This window comes from Caulobacter sp. FWC2 (genome assembly GCF_002742625.1).
Taxonomy (GTDB): Bacteria; Pseudomonadota; Alphaproteobacteria; order Caulobacterales; family Caulobacteraceae; genus Caulobacter.
In genome coordinates this window covers 3,455,249-3,475,309 of sequence record NZ_PEBF01000001.1, presented here as the reverse complement: position 1 = coordinate 3,475,309, position 20,061 = coordinate 3,455,249, and the positions used below count along the sequence as shown (strand labels likewise).

The following is a 20,061-nucleotide window of genomic DNA, read 5'->3' as shown; positions in this document are numbered from 1 at the left end:
CGCAAGCGTGATCAGTCGTCCAGATCGAACGGCAGCTCGTCCTGGTCGGTCGGCGTCTCGCGTCGCGCCTTGGAGACGGGCTTGTAGGTCGGCGTCGGCGTCGGCGGGGGGGCGTAGGGCTCGCCGTCCTGATCGTCATCCCAAGGCGGATCCTCGAACATGTCGGGCTCGGCGGCGGGTTTAGGCGCGGAGGACGGGGGCGGAGCAGCCATCGGGCGGGAGACGGGGCGCGCCGGCGCGGCGCGCGAAGCGCCGTCGAACGACGAGCGGCGCGCCAAGGGCGGCGGGGTGTCGGGCAGGGGCGGGGGCGGGCGGAAATCGTCGTCTTCGTCCTCGTCCTCATAGTCGACGGGCTCGGGGATCGGCGCGGGACGGGCGGCCACGACGGGCGCGGCCGTTGGCTGGGTCGGGCGTGGCGGCAGCGGGCGGCGGACAATGGCCTCGCAGCGGGCCAGCCAGCGGTTGGCCTCCTGCATCAGTTCGCCGGGCGAGCGGCTTTCGCGGCGCTGTTCGTCGCCGGGCGCCCAGAGTTCGAGGGCGAAGTCGGGATGGCGCGGATCGTCGAAGATCAGGCGCAGGGTGACCGACTGGGCCTGGGGCGCGACATGGTCGATCGCCCGGCGGCCTTCGCCCCGGAAGACGCGGCCCATCACCTGGCCGTCGACCAGCAGCTCGGCGCCCATCAGCTCTTCCAGGCGATAGATCAGGCACCAGGCTCCGCGGTCCCAGGCCACAGCCAGGAGGTTGGTCGAGAACGAGAAGCCCGCGCCGCGACCCCGGCCGCGCGCCACGACGAAGCCTTCGGGATCGCTTTTCAGCACATGGCGCAGGGCCCGGCGCAGACGCCGGTCCTCATCGCCGTACCAGATGGCCAGGCTGCCCAGGAACGTCACCGCCGAGCCGGCGATGGCCACGAACAGCAGAAGACGCGCGAGTTCGCTCATAGTGAAGCCAGGCTAGCGAGAGTCCTGATTCCCGGACAGAGGGGCTCTTAGTCGCGGAAGTGGCCGACGACCGGCACGTGGTCGGACGGCTTTTCCTTGTCGCGCTCGTCACGGTGGATCACGACCTGCGTCAGGCGGTCGACCGCCTGGGGCGAGCACAGCAGGTGGTCGATGCGAATCCCCAGGTTCCGGGGCCAGGCGCCGGCCTGATAGTCCCAGAAGGTGTAGCCGCCCGGCGCGCCGTCGACCTGCATGTAGGCGTCGGTGAAGCCCAGGTTCTTCAGCGCCCGGAATGCGCCGCGGCTCTCGGGCTGGAACAGGGCGTCGCCCAGCCAGGCTTCCGGATTGGCCACGTCCTCGGCTTCGGGAATGACGTTGTAGTCGCCCAGGATCACCAGCGGCTCCTCGAAGGCCAGCAGGCTCGCCGCGTGGGCGTGCAGCCGCCGCATCCAGGCCAGTTTGTAGTCGAATTTCTCTGTCCCGATCGGATTGCCGTTGGGCAGATAGATTCCGACCACCCGGAACGGGACCGGCGCGGCGATCACCGCCTCGACATAGCGCGACTGCTCGTCGACCTCGTCTTCGGACAGGAACGGCAGGCCCTTGCGGACGTCCTCCAGCGGGAACTTCGAGAGCAGGGCGACGCCGTTATAGGTCTTCTGGCCGTGGACGACGACGTTGTAGCCCAGCCGCTCGAAGGCTTCGGTCGGGAACTTCTCGTCGACGCACTTGATCTCCTGCAGCACGGCCACGTCCGGCGCTTCCGATTCGAACCACGCCAGCACGCCTTCCAGGCGAGCGTTGATCGAATTGACGTTCCAAGTGGCGATACGCATTGACGGCTCCAGACTGCGGCGGGAGGCTAGAGCCCATGAAGGTCGCGCTCAAGTCAGCTGGCAAGCCAATCGATCGAAGACAGCTCGCGCTCATGGTGCTGGCCACCGGCGCATGCCTGGCCTTCGCCGCGATCGGCGCGATCCTGGCCATCTTCACGCCGCTGGTCTTCGACCGGGCGGGCAATATGCTGAACCCGATCGCGTGGCTGGGTTTTGTGTTCGGCGCGCTGTTCTGGGCGGTGTGCCTGCTGTCGCCGCTGGCCGGCTGGATCCTGTGGCGCAAGGGGCAAATGCCCTTCGCCTGGGCCGCCATGGCCGCGCCGCTGGCCTGGGGCGCGCTGACGCTGACCCTGCTGCAGTTCGTGCCGGCTTAGGTCTTGGCGCGCCTTCCGGGCGGCGAACCGGAGTCCGCTTCGCCTGAAGGCGCTTGCTAAATCGAGAAGCTGACGCCGCAGCCGCAGCTGGACTTGGCGTTCGGGTTGCGAACGCGGAACTCCGCCCCGGCCAGTTCGTCAACGAAGTCGATCTCCGAACCCTTCAGCAAGGCCATGGAGACGACGTCGACCAGCGCCACGGCGTCGTCGCGCTCGACCTTCAGGTCATCGTCCTCGACGGCGTCGACCAGGTCGAAACGGTACTGGAAGCCGGAGCAGCCGCCGCCATCGACGGCGACGCGCAGCATCAGGGGACGGCCCTCGCTGGCGGCGATGGCCTTGATCCGACGCGCGGCGTTTTCGGAAAGCGTTAAGTCTACTTGGGTCATGTCTGTGGAAAACTCACCTCAGGCCTATATGAGGGTGACGCGGCCTCTACGGAAGGGGCCAAATCGTCCAACGCGATAAAGGCGGTTCATGACCTCGACCCCGTACTTCGTCCCGCGCGCGCCCTACGCCGAAGATCCGTTCAAGTCTCGGGGCCGCCGGTTCAAGGAAGACGAGAGCCGCACGCGCACGCCCTTCGCGCGCGACCGCGACCGCATCATTCACACCTCGGCCTTCCGCCGGTTGAAGGAAAAGACCCAGGTCTTCGTGGCGCACGAGGGCGACAACTTCCGCACGCGCCTGACGCACTCGCTGGAAGTGGCGCAGGTGGCGCGCTCGCTGGCCACGGCTTTGGGTCTGGACAGCGATCTGGCCGAGACCATCGCCCTGGGCCATGACATCGGCCACCCGCCGTTCGGCCACGCCGGCGAGGACGAACTCGAACTGCAGATGAAGGCCTTCGGCGGCTTCGACCACAACGTCCAGACCTTCCGGGTCGTGACCGAGCTGGAGCACCGCTATCCGGATTTCCTGGGCCTGAACCTGACCTGGGAGACTCTGGAAGGGATCATCAAGCACAACGGCCCGGTCACCAACAAGCTGGGCAAGCCCTCTTGGAAGGCGATCCAGAAGTACGACGCCGAGTACGACCTCGGCCTGAACACCTGGGCGTCGGCCGAGGCGCAGGTCGCGGCCCTGGCCGACGACATCGCCTACAACAATCACGACGTCGACGACGGCGTCACCGCGGGCCTGTTCACCCTGGACGAACTGATGGACGTGCCGCTGATCGGCCCGATCCTGGCGGCCGTGAAGAGCGAGCGCCCCGACCTCGATCCGCGCCTGACCCACCTGGAAGCCATCCGCCGGATGATCGGCGCGATGATCGACGACGTGATGGGCGAAACCCTGCAGCGCGCGGCGGCCACCGGCGTGGCGTCGGCCGACGACGTCCGCGCCCTGGACCACGCCCTGGTCGCCTTCTCGCCGGACATGGCCGAGGATCTGGCCCGCCTGCGCGCCTTCCTGCACGAGCGCATGTACCGCCACTGGCGCGTCAACCGCACGCGCAGCCAGGCTCGCCGTATTCTGGGCGAAATGTTCACGCTATTCCTCAAGGAGCCGGAGGTCCTGCCGACCGTCTGGTTCGCCAAGTCGCAGAACCGCGACGAAGCCGGCCGCGCCCGCGTCGTCTGCGACTACATCGCGGGCATGACCGACCGCTTCGCGATAGAAGAACACCGAAAGCTGTTCCACCTCGACGTCTGGAACTAGACCGTAAGGTTCAGAGACTCAGACCGGGGACGCGAGCGGCCTATCGTCTGCCACCTGAGCGGGGCGGACGCTTCTGGGACGGGCCGGCGAAGGGTAACCTGGGGTCGCGCGCGTCTGATTCGATGCGTTCGACCTGTGCGACCCTGTTTGGACGCCCAAGAGTATCTGGAGCCTAGCCGAGATGTCCGATCCGCACCGCGGGGCCTATACGCCGCCCACCGACGCGCCGTTGTCCTTCGACGCGCGTCAGCCCGTGCGAGGCGCGCGCCCGCTGCCCATGACCCTGATCATCAGCGCGGTGGTGCTGGTGACGCTCGTCGTCGGGGTGATCCTGGTCTATCGCGGCGGCGTGCGGAATCCGAACGAGCCGCCGCAGGCTGTCGGGACCGAAGTGGCCCAGATGAAGACCCCGCCGCCGGCCGGCAGCCAGCCGCAGGATCCCGCCGCGGGCCTGCAAATCTATCACAACGAGGACCCGCAGCCCTCGGCGACATTCGCCGCGCCGCCCGAGGCGCCGCAGGCGCGTCCGGCCGCGCCGGTCGCCAGCACCCCGGTGCAGACCGCCGCCCTGCCGGCCGCCAAGCCCGCGCCGACCGCGACGCAGCCGGCCCCCACCATCGAATCCCTGGCGACCGCCGCCGCCCAGAAGCCGGCGCCCAAGCCTGTGCAACTGGCCGCCGCCACGCCCGCCAAGCCGGTCGCCGTGACCTCGGCCGCCGCATCGGGCGGTCCGGCCGTCGTGCAGATCGGCGCCCTGTCGTCGCCGGCCCTGGCCGACAAGGCCTGGACCGACGCCACCCGCCTGGCCCCGGGCCTGGCCGCCGGCAAGGGCAAGAAGGTCGAGGCGATCGACAAGAACGGCACGACGCTCTACCGCACCTCGGTGACCGGCTTCGCCACCCGCGAGGCCGCCAAGGCCTTCTGCGAGGCGATCTCGGCCTCGGGCAAGTCCTGCTTCGTGAAGTAAGGGCTTATTAGAGTAAGGAATCTGGGCGCTTGAGCACCTCTTCCGCCGCTATCCTGGGCTGCGCCGGGACCACGCTGACGGCCGAAGAGGTCGCCTTCTTCCGGGACGTGAAGCCGTGGGGCTTCATCCTGTTCAAGCGCAACATCGCCGATCCGGAGCAGGTGAGGGCGCTGACCGCCGCCTTGCGCGCTACGGTCGGCCGTGACGACGCTCCGATCCTGATCGATCAGGAGGGCGGCCGCGTCGCCCGCCTGCAGCCGCCGCACTGGCGCGTCTATCCCCCCGGTCGCGCCTATGGCGAGCTGGTGGCCAATGATCCGCTGACGGCGCGCGAGATCACCCGCCTGGGCTCGCGCCTGATCGCTCATGACCTGCGGTCGATCGGGATCAATGTCGACTGCGTGCCGGTGCTGGACGTGCCGGACCCCAATGGCCACGAGATCATCGGCGACCGCGCCTATGGCGATACACCCGAGCAGGTGGCGACCCTGGGCCGCGCGGCCGCCGAAGGCCTGCTGGCCGGCGGCGTCCTGCCGATCATCAAGCACATCCCCGGCCACGGCCGCGCCCTGAGCGACAGCCACCTGGAGCTGCCGGTCGTGAAGGCCAAGCTGCTGGAGCTGGAAATCCGCGACTTCGCGCCGTTCCGGGTGCTGTCCGACATGCCGATGGCGATGACCGCCCACGTCGTCTACACGGCCATCGACCGCAACCGTCCGGCCACCACGTCGAAGAAGGTCATCAAGAAGATCATTCGCGAATCCATCGGCTTCGACGGACTTCTGATGAGCGACGACCTGTCGATGAAGGCGCTGAGCGGCGACTTCAAGCAACGGGCCAAGGACAGCCTGTCGGCCGGCTGCGACGTCGTCCTGCACTGCAATGGCGACATGGCCGAGATGAAGGCCGTGATGTCCGGCGTCGGCCGCCTGGGCAAGGAGGCCCGCCGCCGGGCTCAGGCCGTCATGGGCCGCCTGGTCAAGGTTCCCGAGCCCTTCGACGTGGCCGAGGCCCGCGCCCGCTTCGACGCCGCCTTCGACGGCAAATACGCTTGAGCACGGGCTTCCAGCCCACCTTCGACTTCGAGGCCGCCAACGAGGCGGCCGAAGACGGCGCGGCGCTGGTCATCGACATCGACGGCTATGAAGGTCCGCTGCACGTTCTGCTGGCCCTGGCGCGCAGCCAGAAGGTCGACCTGCTGCAGCTGTCGATCACCAAGCTGGCCGAGCAGTACCTGGCCTTCGTGCAGCAGGCGCGCCGCGTGCGGTTCTCGCTGGCCGCCGACTATCTGGTCATGGCCGCCTGGCTGGCCTATCTGAAATCCCGCCTGCTGCTGCCCAAGCCCGAGCGCGCCAAGGCCGAGGAGCCGCCAGCCGAGGAAATGGCCGCCCAGCTGGCCTTCCGCCTCGCCAAGCTGGACGTCATGCGCAAGGCCGTCGAGGCGCTGAAGGAACGCCCTATCCTGGGCCGCGACGTGTTCATGCGCGGCGATCCCGAGGCGGTGAAGATCGTCTCCTCGACCCGGCTGGAGGGCGACCTCTACAGCCTGATGAGCGCCTACATCACCCAGCGCAAGCGCGAGCACAGCCGCCACTACGCCCCGCGCCCGCCGACCGCCTACCCGCTGGAAGACGCCCGCGACCGCCTGCGTAGCCTGCTGCCGAAGATGGAGGACTGGACCGTCCTCTCCACCGTCGCCCCGATCGAGCGGGCGCTGGAGGACGACGATGGCCCCACGCCCGCCTCGTACCTGGCCTCGACCCTGTCGGCTTCGCTGGAGCTGGTGAAGGAGGGGATTCTGGAGGCGCGGCAGATGGGGGCGTTCGAGGACATCTACTTGCGGACCAGGGCGGAGCCGTTGGAGGTTAGCGAGTGACCGTCGAACTCGAACCCCTTTTCGTCGAGCGCTGCATCGAGGCCCTGCTGTTCGCGGCGGCCGAGCCGCTCAGCGACGTCGACCTGGCCAAGCGGCTGCCGGCGGGGGCCGACATCGCCGCTGGGCTCGAAGCCCTGCGGGCGCGCTATGAGGGGCGGGGGATCGAGCTGGTCTGCGTGGCCGATCGCTGGCGGTTCCAGACGGCGAGCGACCTGTCGTTCCTGATGACCGAGGAGCGCGAGGAGCCGCGGCGCCTGTCCAAGGCCGCCCAGGAGACCCTGGCCATCGTCGCCTATCACCAGCCCGTCACCCGGGCCGAGATCGAGGCCGTGCGCGGGGTGCAGGCCAGCCGGGGCACGCTGGACGTGCTGCTGGAGCTGGGCCTGATCCGCATGCGCGGCCGTCGGCGCACGCCGGGCCGTCCGGTGACGTTCGGGACGACAGACGCGTTCCTGGAGCACTACGGCCTGGCCGCGCTGTCGGACCTGCCCGGCATCGCCGAGATGAAGGCCGCCGGTCTGCTGGAAATGAACCTGCCGCCGGGCTTCACCGTGCCCGATCCGCTGGGCTTGCGCACCGACGACGAGGATCCACTGGACCTGGACGACGGCGAAACGCCGGAATTCGCCCAGGACTTCCTGGGCGAGCCGGAGAAGGCGGAAAGCTAGAGGGACCGAAACCTCGCCCTTCGACAGGCTCAGGGTGAGGTTTCTGCCAAACCGCCGTCAAAAGTAGTCCTCACCCTGAGCCTGTCGAAGGGCGAGGGCGGGCCCTACGCCATGATGTCGGCGACGAGACCCTTCTGACCCTTCTTGTCCGGATCGTTCTGGACCTGCTGCTTGATCATGTCCTTGAGCTTTTGCTCGATCTTGGCCCGATCCTCGGGGCTCATGGCCTTCACCTGCTCCTCGGTGACGCCCAGCTTGGACAGCATCATGGCCCGCATCTTCTGGGCCGGGGTCATCGCCTGGTATTTCAGGAAGTCGTCCTTGGCCGACGTCTCGCCGACGGGCGATGACGTGCTGGCGCTGATGCCGCTGTAGGCGCCGGCGTAGCTGGACGAACCGATGGACGAAATGGACATGACGCGCGCTCGAACTGGAGGGTGCGACACTGTGTGCAAGGCGTAGGCCACGCGCGGGAAGCCAGGCTTTACAAATCCTTAGCGGGTAAGGGCGCGGGCAGAGCGTGACCGCTCGGTCAACTTCGCCGAGCAGAACCTGCCCACGAGGCTGCCTGGACGCCGCGACCTCGCCCGCCTGTAGCGAACCATGGTCGCCGGCCCCGTGAGCGCCTATATTCCCAGGCATGTTGTAACGACGCGTCGCAGCGGCTATCTGGCGCTGTCGCAAGGAGTCTCGATTATGGGAAGTCTCGGTCCGATCCACTGGATCATCGTCGCCGTCGTGGTGCTGTTGCTGTTCGGCGGCCGCGGCAAGCTGTCGGGCATCATGGGCGACGCGGCCAAGGGCATTCGCGCGTTCAAGGACGGCCTGAAGGACGACACCAGCAGCGAAGTCGCCGACAACAAGTCCAAGGGCGCCCTGCCGCGCACCGAGCAGGAAGCCGAAGAGCTTCGCAAGTCTTAAGACCCTGAAGCGCGCGGGGAGGGGTTCTTCGCGCGCGTCTGTCCAATCACGCGGGGAGCTTCCGGGCTCCGCCGTTCCGAGGCGCGTCAATGCTTCCTGATATCGGCGGCACAGAACTCCTGGTCATCGCCGCCGTCGCTTTGATCGTGGTCGGTCCCAAGGATTTGCCCGCGCTGCTGCGCAAACTGGGCCAGTTCGTGGGCCGGATGCGGGGCATGGCGTCGGAATTCCGCGCCAGCTTCGACGAGATGGCGCGCCAGTCCGAACTGGACGAGCTGCGCCGTGAAGTGCAGGCCATGCGCTCGGGCCAGTTCGCCACGCCGACGCCGGCCGCCGACCCGCACGTCGATCAGGTCTTCGCCGACATCGACGCCTCGCTGTCCAGCGGCGCGACCCAGATGCACCCCTATGCGGGCGGCGAGATCCACAATCCGGCCCTGAACGCCGACAACGCGGTTCCCGTGCCGGGCGTCGAGATCGTCGAGAAGCCCAAGCGCGCGCCGCGCAAAAAGACTGCCGTCGCGGTCGCCGAGCCCACGCCGGTCGAAACGGTCAAGGCTCCGCGCAAGCGTGCGGCCTCCAAGAAAGACATCACGGTCGAGGCCCCCAAGGCCGTCCGCGCGCCGCGTAAGCGCGCGGCCAAGGCCGGCGGCTCCACCGCTTCGGACATCGTCTCGTGAACGACAAGGCCATCGGATATGACAACGAGGACGAGATCGAGTCCTCGCGCGCGCCGCTTCTGGATCACCTGATCGAGCTGCGCACCCGCCTGATCATCTGCGTTGGCGCGATCGCCATCGCCTTCGGCGTCTGTTTCGCGTTCGTGAAGCCGATCTTCCTGTTCCTGGTCCGGCCGTTCACCGTCGCCGAGGGCCTCAAGGCCGTGCAGGACGCGAGCGGCCACCACGGCTCGTTCGACCTGATCCTGGCCCTGATCGGCATCAAGCACGTGCCGCCCGCCGCCCTGAAGGACATCACCCTGCAGGCCACCGCGCCGCTGGAGCAGTTCTTCACCAACATCAAGCTGTCGGCGTTCGCGGCCGTCGTCGTGGCTTTCCCGATCATCGCCTGGCAGCTGTACCGCTTCGTCGCGCCGGGCCTCTACAAGAAGGAGCGCAACGCGTTCCTGCCGTTCCTGATCGCCTCGCCCGTGCTGTTCCTGCTGGGTGCGTCGCTGGTCTATTATGTGATGTTGCCGTTCGTTCTGTGGTTCTCCCTGAGCCAGCAGATCGTCGGCGATGGCGTGAAGGTGGTCTTGCAGACGCGGGTCTCGGAGTACCTGACCCTGGTCACGACCCTGCTCTTGGCCTTCGGCCTCAGCTTCCAGCTGCCGGTGGTGCTGTCGCTGGGCGGCCTGGCGGGTCTGGTCACCTCGCAGATGCTGCGGACGGGCCGCCGCTACGCCATCGTCGGCGTGTTCGTGGTGGCCGCCATTGTCACCCCGCCGGATCCGATCAGCCAGATCACCCTCGCGGTGCCGCTGTGCCTGCTCTACGAGATCTCGATCTGGTGCGTGTGGCTGATCGAACGCCGCCGCAAGCGGGAAGACGACGAGGAAGCCGGCACGGACGTGGTGGCGGTTTAAGGTATTCTCCTTCCCCCTTGATGGGGGAAGGGCAGGGATGGGGGTGACCCGCTGAGTTGGCTACGGCGCTCGGCATCGACCGCCCGGTCACCCCACCCCTACCCCTCCCCATCAAGGGGAGGGGCGTTAGAGGTCGAGACATAAAAAAGGGCCCCGCGGCTGAACCGCGGGGCCCTTCTTTTTTCGCTTAGAACCTAAGCCTTAGGCGGCGGCGCCGACGCGGGCTTGCAGCTGGGCCTTGGCGGCACGAACGGTGTCGGCCACGCAAGCCGAGTAGTTCACGACGCTGAAGTTCGGGCCCTGGGCCTTGCAGACCGTCTGGGCGGCGCTGCGGATTTCGGCGTGGATCTGCTCCTGGGTCTTGCCCTTCAGCGAGATGCGGACGACCGAGACGGTCTCGACGGCGGCCGGCTTGCCGGCGACGCGGGCGCGCATGATCGAGGCCAGCTGGCGGTGGGCGACCATCATGGCGTTTTCGACGCAGGCCGCGTCGGCGGCGCCGCAGACGGTGGTCGCGGCGGTCTTGATTTCGTTTTCGATCTGGACCGAGTTCTTGCCGATCAGCGACACGCGGACTTCGGTGGCGGTCTTGGCGCCGGCCGGAGCGGCGACGACGGCGGCGATGGCGAGGGCGGCGAAAGCGGCGAAGGTCTTCATGATTTCAAATTCCTTGGAATGATCGGGCGGCCGGTGCGGCGCGGAAAAAGACGCGTACTGAATTGACGCGGCTTGTCGGCGATCGGAATTAAGTCCGGGTGACAAAGCCTGGCTAATTTCCGTTAACAGTTGGGTCGTTCGTGCCGTTTTGCGTAAAAACGGGGTGAAAGACGCTTTTCAGCCCTGCGTCATCCGGTCGCATCTTTCGAATTTCGACGATTTCGCGCAATGCGGGGTTGTCCTGGCCGCCCTGGCTCGGGATCACGAAGCCGTGGGCAGGTCGCCCGCCCGTCCGGAAAGCTTGGCGCCCCCGCCGACGCGCCTTAGAGAGGGCGTTTCTCCATCGCCCATCTCCCGAGCTTGCGTTCGATGCACGACATCAAGGCCATCCGCGAAAACCCCGAAGTCTTCGAAGCCGCTTGGTCGGCCAAGGGGCGGTCGGGCGACGCCGCGCAGGCGGTCAAGCTGGACGCCCAACTGCGCGCGGCCCAGACCGCGCTGCAGGAGGCCCAGGCCAAGCGCAACGAAAGCTCCAAGCTGATCGGCATGGCCAAGGCCAAGAAGGACGAGGCCGAAGCCGCGCGCCTGATGGCCGAGGTCGAGGCGCTCAAGGGCGTCATGGCGACCGCGTCGGAAGAAGAGGCCCTGGTCGGCGGCAAGCTGAAGGACCTGCTGGCCAGCCTGCCCAATATCCCGGCTCCGGAAGTGCCCGCCGGCGAGGACGAGCACGGCAATGTCGAGGAACGCCGCTGGGGCGACGCCGCCAAGCTGCCGGCCGGTCGCCTGAACGCGCCCAAGGACCACGTCGACCTGGGCGCGGCCCTGGGCGGCATGGACTTCGAGGCCGCCGCCCGCATGAGCGGCGCGCGCTTCGTGGTCCTGAAGAAAGAGATCGCCCGCCTGGAGCGCGCCATCGGCCAGTTCATGCTGGACCTGCAGACGGTCGAGCATGGCTACACGGAGATCAGTCCGCCCCTGCTGGTGCGCGACGAGGCGCTGTTCGGCACGGGGCAACTGCCGAAGTTCGCCGACGACCTGTTCCACACCAGCGACGACCGCTGGCTAATCCCCACCGCCGAAGTCTCCCTAACCAACATCGTCCGCGAGCAGATCCTGGCCGAGGAAGAGCTGCCGATGCGCCTGACGGCGCTGACGCCCAGCTTCCGCGCCGAGGCCGGGTCGGCCGGTCGCGACACCCGCGGCATGATCCGCCAGCACCAGTTCTACAAGGTCGAGCTGGTCTCGATCACCACGCCCGACCAATCGGAAGCCGAACACCAGCGCATGGTCGAGTGCGCCGAAGCGGTGCTGAAGAAGCTGGAGCTGCCGTTCCGCACCATGCTGCTGTGCACCGGCGACATGGGCTTTGGCGCGAAGAAGACCTACGACCTGGAAGTCTGGCTGCCGTCGCAGAACATGTATCGCGAGATCAGCTCGTGCTCGAACTGCGGCGACTTCCAGGCTCGCCGCATGGACGCCCGCTTCCGCAAGACCGGCGAGAAGGGCGGCCACTTCGTCCACACCCTGAACGGCTCGGGCCTGGCCGTCGGCCGCACCCTGGTGGCCGTGCTGGAGAACTACCAGGACGAGGCCGGCCGCATCCACATCCCGGCGGCGCTGCAGCCCTATATGGGCGGGCTGACCCACATCGGAGGCGCTGCGTGAGGAGCGCTTCAAACACGTCCTTCCCCCTTGATGGGGGAAGGGTAGGGATGGGGGTGTCTCGGCCTCTCAGCCTCGTCGGGGTTGGCCGGTTGTCGTCGTTGATCGACCACGGCCGCATCACCCCCACCCAACCCTCCCCCATCGAGGGGGAGGGCTAGATCATGCGCATCCTCCTCACCAACGACGACGGCATCAACGCGCCGGGCCTCGTGAGCCTGGAGAAGATCGCCCGCGCCCTGACCGACGATGTGTGGATCTGCGCGCCGGAATACGAGCAGTCGGGCGCCAGCCGGGCCCTGACGCTCTCGGACCCGATCCGCGTGCGGAAGCTGGATGACCGTCGCTTCGCCGTCGAGGGAACGCCGACCGACTGCGTGATGATGGCCGTGCAGCAGCTGATCGACGGCCCCGCGCCGGATCTCGTGCTGTCGGGCGTCAACCGCGGCCAGAACCTGGCCGAGGACGTCACCCTGTCGGGCACGGTCGCCGGCGCGATCGAGGGCATGGCCCACGGCATCCGCTCGATCGCCCTGTCGCAGACGATGAACTTCTTCCATCACGAGGTCGTCGCCCATTGGGAGACGGCCGAGCATTTCGGTCCGGGCATCGTCCAGCGCCTGCTGGAAGTGGGCTGGCCGGCCGACGTGATCATGAACGTCAACTTCCCGGCCGTGACGCCGGACGAAGTGACCGAGGTCGAGGTCACCCGCCAGGGCTTCCGCGACGGTCTGCTGCGCAACATGGACAAGCGCACCGACCTGCGCGGCCGCGACTATTACTGGATGGGCTTCTCGGCCAAGGCCTCCGAGCCTGCCGACGGCACTGACCTGAAGGCGGTCTATGCGGGCCGCATCTCGGTCACGCCGCTGCATATCGACCTGACGCACAACGAGACCGTCCACAAGCTGAAGGGCGTGCTGGGCGGCGCTCCGCCGAAGCTCAAGGACGCCTCCAGCCCCTCCCGGGAGGGCGAATGAGCGGGACGACCAAGGCCGCCGACAACGCCAAGGCTGACCTGCCGCGCCTGATGCAGGCCCTGCGCGACCAGGGCGTGACCGATCAGCAGGTGCTGAAGGCCATCGAGACCACGCCGCGCGACCTGTTCACGCCGGACCTGTTCAAGGACCGCTCGTGGGAGGATTCGGCCCTGCCGATCGCCTGCGGCCAGACCATCAGCCAGCCCTATATCGTCGGCCTGATGACCCAGGCCCTGACGATCGAGCCGCGTTGCCGGGTGTTGGAGATCGGCACCGGTTCGGGCTACCAGACCACGATCCTCAGCAAGGTCTCGCGCCTCGTCTACACGATCGAGCGCTACCGGACCCTGATGAAGGAGGCGGAAAGCCGCTTCCACACGCTGGGCCTGACCAATGTCATCACCAAGTTCGGCGATGGCGGCGAGGGCTGGGCCGAACAAGCGCCGTTCGACCGTATTATGGTCACGGCGGCGGCCGAAGATGATCCGAAACGGCTGCTTTCGCAGCTGAAGCCCAACGGCGTGCTGGTCGCGCCGGTGGGGAAGGGGCCAGTTCAAAGCCTTCGCCGCTATGCCGGCGACGGCAAAGGGGGCTTCCGGGTCGAGATTCTCTGCGACGTGCGTTTCGTGCCCCTGCTGGCCGGCGTCGCGAAGGATCAGTGAAGGTTGGAGGACGCGGCGTTTCGCGGCCTCTGGTGTTAAAGGTTGGTTTACCCTGGCGGCGGCCTTTGGTGGCTCCGGCGGGAAAGGAGAGGCTATGAGGCAGTTGTGGACGCGCGCGGCGGTGATCGCCCTGACGGCTGGAACGCTCGGCGCCCATGCGCAGGACGCTCGGGCCGCGGGCCAACGCTTCACGCCGAACTTCCCGATCACCCAGCCGCCCGCCACGCAGCCGGCCCCGTCGACGGCGACGCCCGCGTCGGAGACGTTCTCGACCGCGCCGAGCCAGAGCGAGACCCTGCCGCGCCCGACGCCGATCTCGACCTCGGCCGCGCCGTCGGTCACCCAGTCCGAACTGCCGCCGCCCGCCCAAGCCACGATCTCGACGCCCGCGCCGCAGCCGGTGTTGCGCGCCGCCCCGCCGAAGACCGTCGTCACCACCACCGTCATCGGTCCGGTGGTCAATGTTCCGGGCAAGCCGCAGGTGCGCGTCGTCGAGTCTGGTGACGCCCTGGACGCCATCGCCCGCGGCTTCGGCGCGACCCGCGCCGAGCTGGTCGAGCTGAACGACCTCAAGAAGCCGTACAATCTGAAGCTCGGCCAGAAGATCAAGGGCCCGGCCAAGGACGACCAGAAGGCCTATGTGGTCCAGACCGGCGACACCATCTTCGCCATCGCCAAGCGCTTCAACGTGACCGCTGCGGCCCTGGCCGACGAGAACGACCTGAAGGCCAATTCGGCGATCAAGAAGGGCCAGAAGCTGGTCCTGCCGGACGGCTACAAGGACAAAGGGCCGATCAAGACGACCACGGTTCTGGCCGGCCAGCCCGCCTCGCAGCCTAACGTCGCCGAGGCTCAGCAGCCGCCGACCCCCAGCCGTCCGACGACCGCGACGCCGTCGCGTCCGGCCGCGGGACTGTTCCATCCCGCCAATCAGTTGACGCCGACCGAGCCGGGCGACCTGGGCCCCGTCAGCACCACGACGCTGAGCGTTACCGGTTCGGTCACGACCGTCGCCGGCCCCCGCCAGATCCACACGGTGAAGTCGGGCGACACCCTGACCGCCATCGCCCGCAAGTTCGACGTCAGCGTCAGCGACCTGGCCGACGACAACAAGCTGAAGGCCGACAAGCCGCTGAAGCTGGGCGCCAAGATCAAGGGCCCGGCGACGACGCAGAAGGCCTATGTGGCCGTCAGCGGCGACACCCTGGCCGGCATCTCCAAGCGCTTCAGCGTCAGCGTCAAGGAACTGGCGTCGGAGAACAACCTGCGGGCCACGGCCTCGGTGAAGAAGGGCCAGAAGGTCTTGCTGCCCGACGGCTACAAGGACAAGGGCCCGATCCGGACCACGACCACCACGGTGGCGAAGCGTCCCGAGCCGACGCCTACGCCTTCGACGCCGTCGAACACCTATGCCCGCGTCGACAGCTCGGCGCCCTCGGCCACTGCGCCCGCGCCGTCGACGCCGTCCAACCCGCAGCCCTACCAGCCCAGCGGCAACAGCTATTCGCGCCCCAGCGCGCCGATCGCCGCCCAGCCGGTCAGCCCGCCGCCGTCCTCGCGTCCGATCATCGAGAGCAGCGCCGCTCCGACCGAGGCCGAGATCATCGCCTCGGGCAAGGGCAAGTTCGCCTGGCCGGTGCGCGGCGAGATCATCTCGACCTTCGGCGTCAAGGGCACGGGCCAGCGCAACGACGGCCTGGACATCCGCGCCGCGCAAGGCACGCCGGTGCTTTCCGCCGCCGATGGCGAAGTGGCCTATGCCGGCAACCAGGTCCCGACCTTCGGCAATCTGGTGCTGGTCAAGCACGCCGACGGCTGGGTCACGGCCTACGCCCACCTCTCCAGCATCAACGTCAAGATGCGCCAGGCCGTGCGCCAGGGGGAGCAGCTGGGCGCGGTCGGCGCCACGGGCGGGACCAACGAGTCCAAGCTGCACTTCGAGATGCGCTACGCGCCGACGGTCAAGGACAAGGCCAAGCCGGTCGACCCGGCTCTGGTGCTGCCGCGCTAAGGCAACTCCATAACTAAGACCTTGGACGGCCCGCTTTGAAGGAGGCGGGCCGTTTGGCTATTCGCCTCAAGCCGGACGGCGCGGCGCGAAGCGGCTGGGCGAGACGCCGAACTGGCGAGAAAAGGCCTCGCTGAACGCGGCCGGGCTCCGATAGCCGCAGTCCAGAGCGGTCTCGGTCACGCCGGCGCCGGCGCAGAGGCGTTCGACGGCGTGGACCAGCCGCGCCTTCTGCCGCCAGGCCTCCAGGGTCAGGCCCGTCTCGCGCGGGAAGAGGCGCTGCAATGTGCGCAGGCTGGCGCCGGACTGCCGCGCGATCTGGGACAGTTCGCGCGTGTCGCCAGGATGGTCGCGCCACGCCTCAGCCAGCCGCAGGGCGCGCGGATCGCGGGGCAGGGGCAGAGCCAGGTCTTCCGGGCGGGCCTGGAGGATGAGGTCGATCAGCAGACCGGCCAGACGGTCGTGGTGGGGCTGGTCCGGGGTCAGCATGCCGACCGTCAGCGCATGCAGGATCAGCTCACGCAGCAACGGGGCCACGGCGATGACACAGGGCTCGACCGGCAGCGGATCGGCGCGCGGGCGGTCGATATACAGCGTGCGCATGGCCACTTCGCCCCGGGCGGCGATGGCGTGGCGCACGCCAGCCGGAACCCAGATCGCCCGCGTCGGCGGGATCGTCCACGTAGCGTCGTCGGTGACCACCCGCATCACGCCGGAGGCGGCGAAGACCAGCTGACCCCAACCGTGGCGGTGGGCCGGCAACACCGTCCCGGCGTGAAGGCCCGCCGCGTAGGTGCGGACGTCGAAACCGTCGCTCACTCCGGCGTCTCGGGAAAGACGCCCGGATCGTACTGCATGGCGCCGACCAGGTTGCCTTCGGTGTCCTCGAAATAGATCAGCTCGCCGACGCCCTCGATGCGGTAGGGCGGCATGACGATCTTGCCGCCGCCGGCCTCGATGGCGGCGATGGTCGCCTTTAGATCCGCGACCCCGAAGCTGTTTTCGAATCCGGCCATGCGCACGCCCGGAATCAGCTCGCGGCGGCCCTGCAAGGCGCCAAGCAGTCCCTTGCCGGCGTTCCTGACCTGATAGAAGTCCGGCGGACCCCACGGGTCGAACCGCCAGCCGAAGACGCCCTCGTAGAAGGTCTTGGCGCGGCCGGTGTCGTCGGCGTTGATGGCGAAGTGTCTGAAGGTCGCTGGCACGGCGCTCTCTCCTGGATCCTGGGATCGGAGAGGTCAGCTTAAGCGCGGATCGGTTTGGCGCGCTTGCGATAAAACGCCAAAAATCACCGGCCATGCGCCATCCCGGCTCAGCCGGGCAACTTTACGCCCTGCTCGCCCGCCAGGTCCCGCACGAACTGCCAGGCCACCCGGCCCGAGCGGGCCCCGCGCAGCTGCGACCACTGCAGAGCCCGGCGGTCGAGATCGGGGGCGGCCAGGCCGAACTGCTCGGCATAGCCGCGGATGGCGGCCAGGTAGGTGTCCTGGTCCATCGGCGGGAAGCCGATCCACAGGCCGAAGCGGTCGGAGACGCTCATCTCTTCTTCGGCGTTCTCGGCGGCGGCGATCGCGCCCTGGCTTTCGACGTGGTCGCGCGGCATCAGGTGGCGGCGGTTCGAGGTGGCCACGAACAGCACGTTCTCGGGCGGACCCGAGACGCCGCCCTCCAAGGCCGACTTCAGCGCCTTGGCCGCGGCCGCGCCGTCCTCGAACGAGAGGTCGTCGCACAGCACCACGAACCGCTCCGTACGCGTGCGGAGTTGATCGAACAGTGGCGGCAGGGCCGTAACCTCGTCGCGATCCACCTCGATCAGCTTCAGGGCGGGGTATTCGTCGGCCAGGCTGACGAAGGCGGCCTTGGTCACCGAGCTCTTTCCCGTGCCGCGCACGCCCCACAGCAGCACGTGGTTGCAGGGTGCGCCCAGGGCGAAGCGGCGCAAGTTCTCGACGAAACGGCTTTTCTGGCGGTCGATTCCCACCAGCAGGTCCAGCGACAGCGGATAGTCGGCCGCCGGGACGAAGGCGCCGTCCTTGGACTCGTGCCGGAACAGGCGCGCAGCCGAGAAGTCCGGCGCGGGCCGGGGCGGCGGCGCCAGGCGTTCCAGGGCTTCGGCGATGCGGGCGAGCAGGGGGGCAAGCCCGGTATTTGGCGCGTCTATCATGGGCACGCTGCATACCGGGTGCGCTTGGATTGCAAAAGGGGAGGCGAACGCATAGCTTCCGCCGACTTGGCGCGACCCTATGAGCTTGTCTCTTTTTGGCTGGCGCGCCGCATCGGTTTTGTTGGAGACGTCATGTCCGGTCTGAACGCTCAATTCCTGCAGCTCGCCCCCATCCTGCTGATGGTCGTGCTGTTCTACTTCATGCTGATCCGTCCGCAGCAGAAGCGCGCCAAGGAGCATCAGGCGATGCTCACCAACCTGAAGCGCAACGACACGGTCGTCCTGTCCAGCGGCGTGATCGGCAAGATCATGCGCGTCGAGGACAAGGAAGTCGGCGTCGAGATCGCCACTGGCGTGACCGTGAAGGTCCTGAAGGGCATGATCACCGAGGTCCGCGCCAAGGGCGATCCGGCGCCCGCCAACGACGCGAAGAACTAAGACGCTCTCAGAATATCGCGAGGCGTTCTAGCGACGTCGCCTGAAAGTCCCTGATCCATGCTGAACCTCTCCCGCTGGAAGATCATCGCCGTCACCCTGTCGGTGATCTTCGGCATCCTGTTCTCCCTGCCCAACGTCCTCCCGCAGAAGACGTTGGACGCCATGCCCGGCTGGCTGCCGCACCAGAAGCTGAACCTCGGCCTCGACCTGCAAGGCGGCTCGTATCTGCTGTATGAGGTCGACACCGACGCGCTGCACCGCGAGCGTCTGTCCGACCTGATGGAAGACACCCGCACCCAGCTGCGGAGCGAGCAGATCCCGTTCGGCGAACTGGCTCAGCAGGGCGAGGTGATCAGCGTCCGCATCGGCGACGCCTCGCGCTACGAGGCGGCCCTGAACCTGCTGCGCAAGAATCTCGGCGCGCCGCTGGCCGGCGTGATCGGCGGCAAGGACGTCACCGTCTCCGGCAAGGGCGACAACCGCATTGAAGTCACCTTCGTGCCGGAAGCCCAGCGCGCCGACGCCGCCAAGGCCGTCGACCAGTCGATCGAGACCATCCGTCGCCGGATCGACAGCCTGGGCACCAAGGAGCCCTCGATCAACCGCCAGGGCACCAATCGGATCATGATCCAGGCGGCCGGCGAGAGCGATCCCGAGCGGCTGCGCGCCGTCATCGGCAAGACCGCCAAGCTGACCTTCCAGATGGTCGACGAGTCGGTCTCGCCCGAGGACGTCCAGGCCGGACGTCTGCCCCCGGGCTCGGAAGTGCTGCAGAGCGAAGACCGCTACGCCCCTTATTATGTGGTCAAGAAGCGCGCCATCGTCTCGGGTGACGAGCTGACCAATGCGTCGCAGACCTTCGACCAGAATGGCCGACCGGCCGTCGGCTTCGCCTTCAACGGTTCCGGCGCCAAGAAGTTTGGCGACATCACCCTGCGCAACCACGGCAAGCGCTTCGCGATCGTCCTCGATAAAAAGGTGATCTCGGCCCCTGTGATCAACGATCCGATCACCAGCGGCAGCGGCATCATCACCGGCAGCTTCACCGCCGAGAGCGCCAACGAGCTCTCGCTGCTGCTGCGCTCGGGCGCCCTGCCGGCCCCGCTGAACATCGAAGACCAACGCACCGTCACCGCCGAGCTCGGCGCAGAGGCGGTCAAGGCCGGTTCGATCTCGCTGGCCATCGGCGCGGCGTCGATGTTCGTGTTCGTGATCCTGGCCTATGGCCTGTTCGGTGGCTTCGCGGCCGTCGCCCTGGTGGTCAACGTCCTGATGATCATCGGCATCATGTCGATGACCCAGGCGACCCTGACCTTCCCGGGTATCGCCGGCCTAATCCTGACCCTGGCCGTGGCCGTCGACGCCAACGTGCTGATCTACGAGCGCATGCGCGACGAGGCCAACGCCGGGCGCACGCCCATGGCGGCGGCCGACCACGGCTACAAGCTGGCCCTGACCTCGATCCTGGACGCCAACATCACCAGCCTGATCTCGGGCCTGATCATGTTCAGCTTCGGCTCGGGCCCGGTGAAGGGCTTCGCCTGGACCCTGGTGATCGGCGTGTTCACGTCGCTGTTCACCGCCATCTTCATCACGCAAGTGCTCATCGGCTGGTGGTTCAAGACCACCAAGCCGAAGAAGCTGCCGATCGCATAGG

General features: G+C 67.8%; 23 protein-coding genes. 15 read left to right on the top strand and 8 right to left on the bottom strand.

The genetic code is table 11. The annotated features are described in order from the left end of the window. Positions 1-11: 11 nt before the first annotated feature. Both CSW62_RS16685 and xth read right to left on the bottom strand, forming a co-directional pair. Positions 12-944, bottom strand: a complete 933-nt coding sequence (locus tag CSW62_RS16685; RefSeq protein ID WP_099579710.1) for a hypothetical protein — start codon at positions 942-944, stop codon at positions 12-14. A 47-nt stretch (positions 945-991) separates the two neighbouring features. Further along, positions 992-1,780: an exodeoxyribonuclease III gene (gene xth, locus CSW62_RS16680; RefSeq protein WP_099579708.1), complete on the bottom strand. Its 789-nt coding sequence runs from the start codon at positions 1,778-1,780 to the stop codon at positions 992-994. On the opposite strand from xth, the gene CSW62_RS16675 reads away from it, so the two are divergent. Then, positions 1,780-2,154, top strand: a complete 375-nt coding sequence (locus CSW62_RS16675; protein WP_099579706.1) for a hypothetical protein — start codon at positions 1,780-1,782, stop codon at positions 2,152-2,154. The two genes, xth and CSW62_RS16675, sit on opposite strands and share 1 nt — an antisense overlap. 56 nt (positions 2,155-2,210) lie before the next feature. Here CSW62_RS16675 and erpA read toward each other — a convergent pair whose 3' ends face one another. Further along, positions 2,211-2,543 carry an iron-sulfur cluster insertion protein ErpA gene (gene erpA, locus CSW62_RS16670; RefSeq protein WP_099579704.1) on the bottom strand — a complete coding sequence of 111 codons (333 nt, stop codon included), beginning with the start codon at positions 2,541-2,543 and terminating at the stop codon, positions 2,211-2,213. 88 nt (positions 2,544-2,631) lie between these two features. On the opposite strand from erpA, the gene CSW62_RS16665 reads away from it, so the two are divergent. The 5 genes from CSW62_RS16665 to scpB all read left to right on the top strand — a co-directional run bounded on the left by CSW62_RS16665 (position 2,632) and on the right by scpB (position 7,327). Then, positions 2,632-3,816, top strand: a complete 1,185-nt coding sequence (locus tag CSW62_RS16665) for a deoxyguanosinetriphosphate triphosphohydrolase (protein WP_099579702.1) — start codon at positions 2,632-2,634, stop codon at positions 3,814-3,816. Positions 3,817-3,997: 181 nt separating this feature from the next. Beyond that, positions 3,998-4,783: an SPOR domain-containing protein gene (locus CSW62_RS16660; RefSeq protein WP_099579700.1), complete on the top strand. Its 786-nt coding sequence runs from the start codon at positions 3,998-4,000 to the stop codon at positions 4,781-4,783. A gap of 29 nt (positions 4,784-4,812) precedes the next feature. Further along, on the top strand, positions 4,813-5,838 hold the full coding sequence (gene nagZ, locus CSW62_RS16655; protein ID WP_099579698.1) for a beta-N-acetylhexosaminidase: 1,026 nt from the start codon (positions 4,813-4,815) through the stop codon (positions 5,836-5,838). Next, positions 5,835-6,659 (top strand): ScpA family protein, encoded by an 825-nt coding sequence (locus CSW62_RS16650; protein ID WP_099579696.1) that lies wholly within the window; start codon positions 5,835-5,837, stop codon positions 6,657-6,659. The genes nagZ and CSW62_RS16650 overlap by 4 nt, the downstream gene beginning before the upstream one ends. Further along, positions 6,656-7,327: an SMC-Scp complex subunit ScpB gene (gene scpB, locus CSW62_RS16645; RefSeq protein WP_099579694.1), complete on the top strand. Its 672-nt coding sequence runs from the start codon at positions 6,656-6,658 to the stop codon at positions 7,325-7,327. Before CSW62_RS16650 ends, scpB begins: the two co-directional genes overlap by 4 nt. 104 nt (positions 7,328-7,431) lie before the next feature. On the opposite strand, the gene CSW62_RS16640 is transcribed toward scpB, so the two are convergent. Beyond that, positions 7,432-7,743 carry a hypothetical protein gene (locus tag CSW62_RS16640; protein WP_099579692.1) on the bottom strand — a complete coding sequence of 104 codons (312 nt, stop codon included), beginning with the start codon at positions 7,741-7,743 and terminating at the stop codon, positions 7,432-7,434. 280 nt (positions 7,744-8,023) lie between these two features. Here CSW62_RS16640 and tatA point away from each other — a divergent pair, with 280 nt between their 5' ends. From tatA to tatC, 3 genes are all read left to right on the top strand, one after another. Beyond that, on the top strand, positions 8,024-8,248 hold the full coding sequence (gene tatA, locus CSW62_RS16635) for a twin-arginine translocase TatA/TatE family subunit (protein ID WP_099579690.1): 225 nt from the start codon (positions 8,024-8,026) through the stop codon (positions 8,246-8,248). A gap of 89 nt (positions 8,249-8,337) precedes the next feature. Beyond that, positions 8,338-8,928: a Sec-independent protein translocase protein TatB gene (tatB, locus tag CSW62_RS16630; RefSeq protein ID WP_099579688.1), complete on the top strand. Its 591-nt coding sequence runs from the start codon at positions 8,338-8,340 to the stop codon at positions 8,926-8,928. After that, positions 8,925-9,833, top strand: a complete 909-nt coding sequence (tatC, locus tag CSW62_RS16625) for a twin-arginine translocase subunit TatC (protein ID WP_099579686.1) — start codon at positions 8,925-8,927, stop codon at positions 9,831-9,833. Before tatB ends, tatC begins: the two co-directional genes overlap by 4 nt. A gap of 201 nt (positions 9,834-10,034) precedes the next feature. Here tatC and CSW62_RS16620 read toward each other — a convergent pair whose 3' ends face one another. After that, positions 10,035-10,490 carry a UrcA family protein gene (locus CSW62_RS16620; RefSeq protein WP_099579683.1) on the bottom strand — a complete coding sequence of 152 codons (456 nt, stop codon included), beginning with the start codon at positions 10,488-10,490 and terminating at the stop codon, positions 10,035-10,037. A gap of 369 nt (positions 10,491-10,859) precedes the next feature. On the opposite strand from CSW62_RS16620, the gene serS reads away from it, so the two are divergent. The 4 genes from serS to CSW62_RS16600 all read left to right on the top strand — a co-directional run bounded on the left by serS (position 10,860) and on the right by CSW62_RS16600 (position 15,805). Continuing rightward, entirely contained in the window at positions 10,860-12,155 is a 1,296-nt protein-coding gene (gene serS, locus CSW62_RS16615; RefSeq protein ID WP_099579682.1) for a serine--tRNA ligase, read from the top strand. 161 nt (positions 12,156-12,316) lie between these two features. Then, positions 12,317-13,132: a 5'/3'-nucleotidase SurE gene (gene surE / locus CSW62_RS16610; protein WP_099579680.1), complete on the top strand. Its 816-nt coding sequence runs from the start codon at positions 12,317-12,319 to the stop codon at positions 13,130-13,132. Beyond that, a complete protein-coding gene (locus CSW62_RS16605; RefSeq protein ID WP_099579678.1) occupies positions 13,129-13,794 on the top strand; it encodes a protein-L-isoaspartate(D-aspartate) O-methyltransferase in 666 nt (221 codons plus the stop codon). Before surE ends, CSW62_RS16605 begins: the two co-directional genes overlap by 4 nt. 94 nt (positions 13,795-13,888) lie before the next feature. Continuing rightward, positions 13,889-15,805, top strand: a complete 1,917-nt coding sequence (locus CSW62_RS16600; protein WP_099579676.1) for a LysM peptidoglycan-binding domain-containing protein — start codon at positions 13,889-13,891, stop codon at positions 15,803-15,805. A gap of 66 nt (positions 15,806-15,871) precedes the next feature. Here CSW62_RS16600 and CSW62_RS16595 read toward each other — a convergent pair whose 3' ends face one another. The 3 genes from CSW62_RS16595 to CSW62_RS16585 form a co-directional block, all read right to left on the bottom strand. Next, positions 15,872-16,621 (bottom strand): helix-turn-helix transcriptional regulator, encoded by a 750-nt coding sequence (locus CSW62_RS16595; protein WP_099579674.1) that lies wholly within the window; start codon positions 16,619-16,621, stop codon positions 15,872-15,874. Beyond that, complete coding sequence (locus CSW62_RS16590; protein WP_099579672.1) at positions 16,618-17,007, bottom strand: VOC family protein; 390 nt, start codon at positions 17,005-17,007, stop codon at positions 16,618-16,620. Before CSW62_RS16590 ends, CSW62_RS16595 begins: the two co-directional genes overlap by 4 nt. Before the next feature lie 107 nt (positions 17,008-17,114). After that, positions 17,115-17,966 carry an ATP-binding protein gene (locus CSW62_RS16585; RefSeq protein WP_099579670.1) on the bottom strand — a complete coding sequence of 284 codons (852 nt, stop codon included), beginning with the start codon at positions 17,964-17,966 and terminating at the stop codon, positions 17,115-17,117. 132 nt (positions 17,967-18,098) lie between these two features. Between CSW62_RS16585 and yajC the strand changes: the two genes are divergently transcribed. Both yajC and secD read left to right on the top strand, forming a co-directional pair. Further along, complete coding sequence (gene yajC, locus CSW62_RS16580; RefSeq protein ID WP_099579668.1) at positions 18,099-18,404, top strand: preprotein translocase subunit YajC; 306 nt, start codon at positions 18,099-18,101, stop codon at positions 18,402-18,404. 57 nt (positions 18,405-18,461) lie between these two features. Beyond that, positions 18,462-20,060 carry a protein translocase subunit SecD gene (secD, locus tag CSW62_RS16575; protein ID WP_099579666.1) on the top strand — a complete coding sequence of 533 codons (1,599 nt, stop codon included), beginning with the start codon at positions 18,462-18,464 and terminating at the stop codon, positions 20,058-20,060. Position 20,061: the final 1 nt, after the last annotated feature.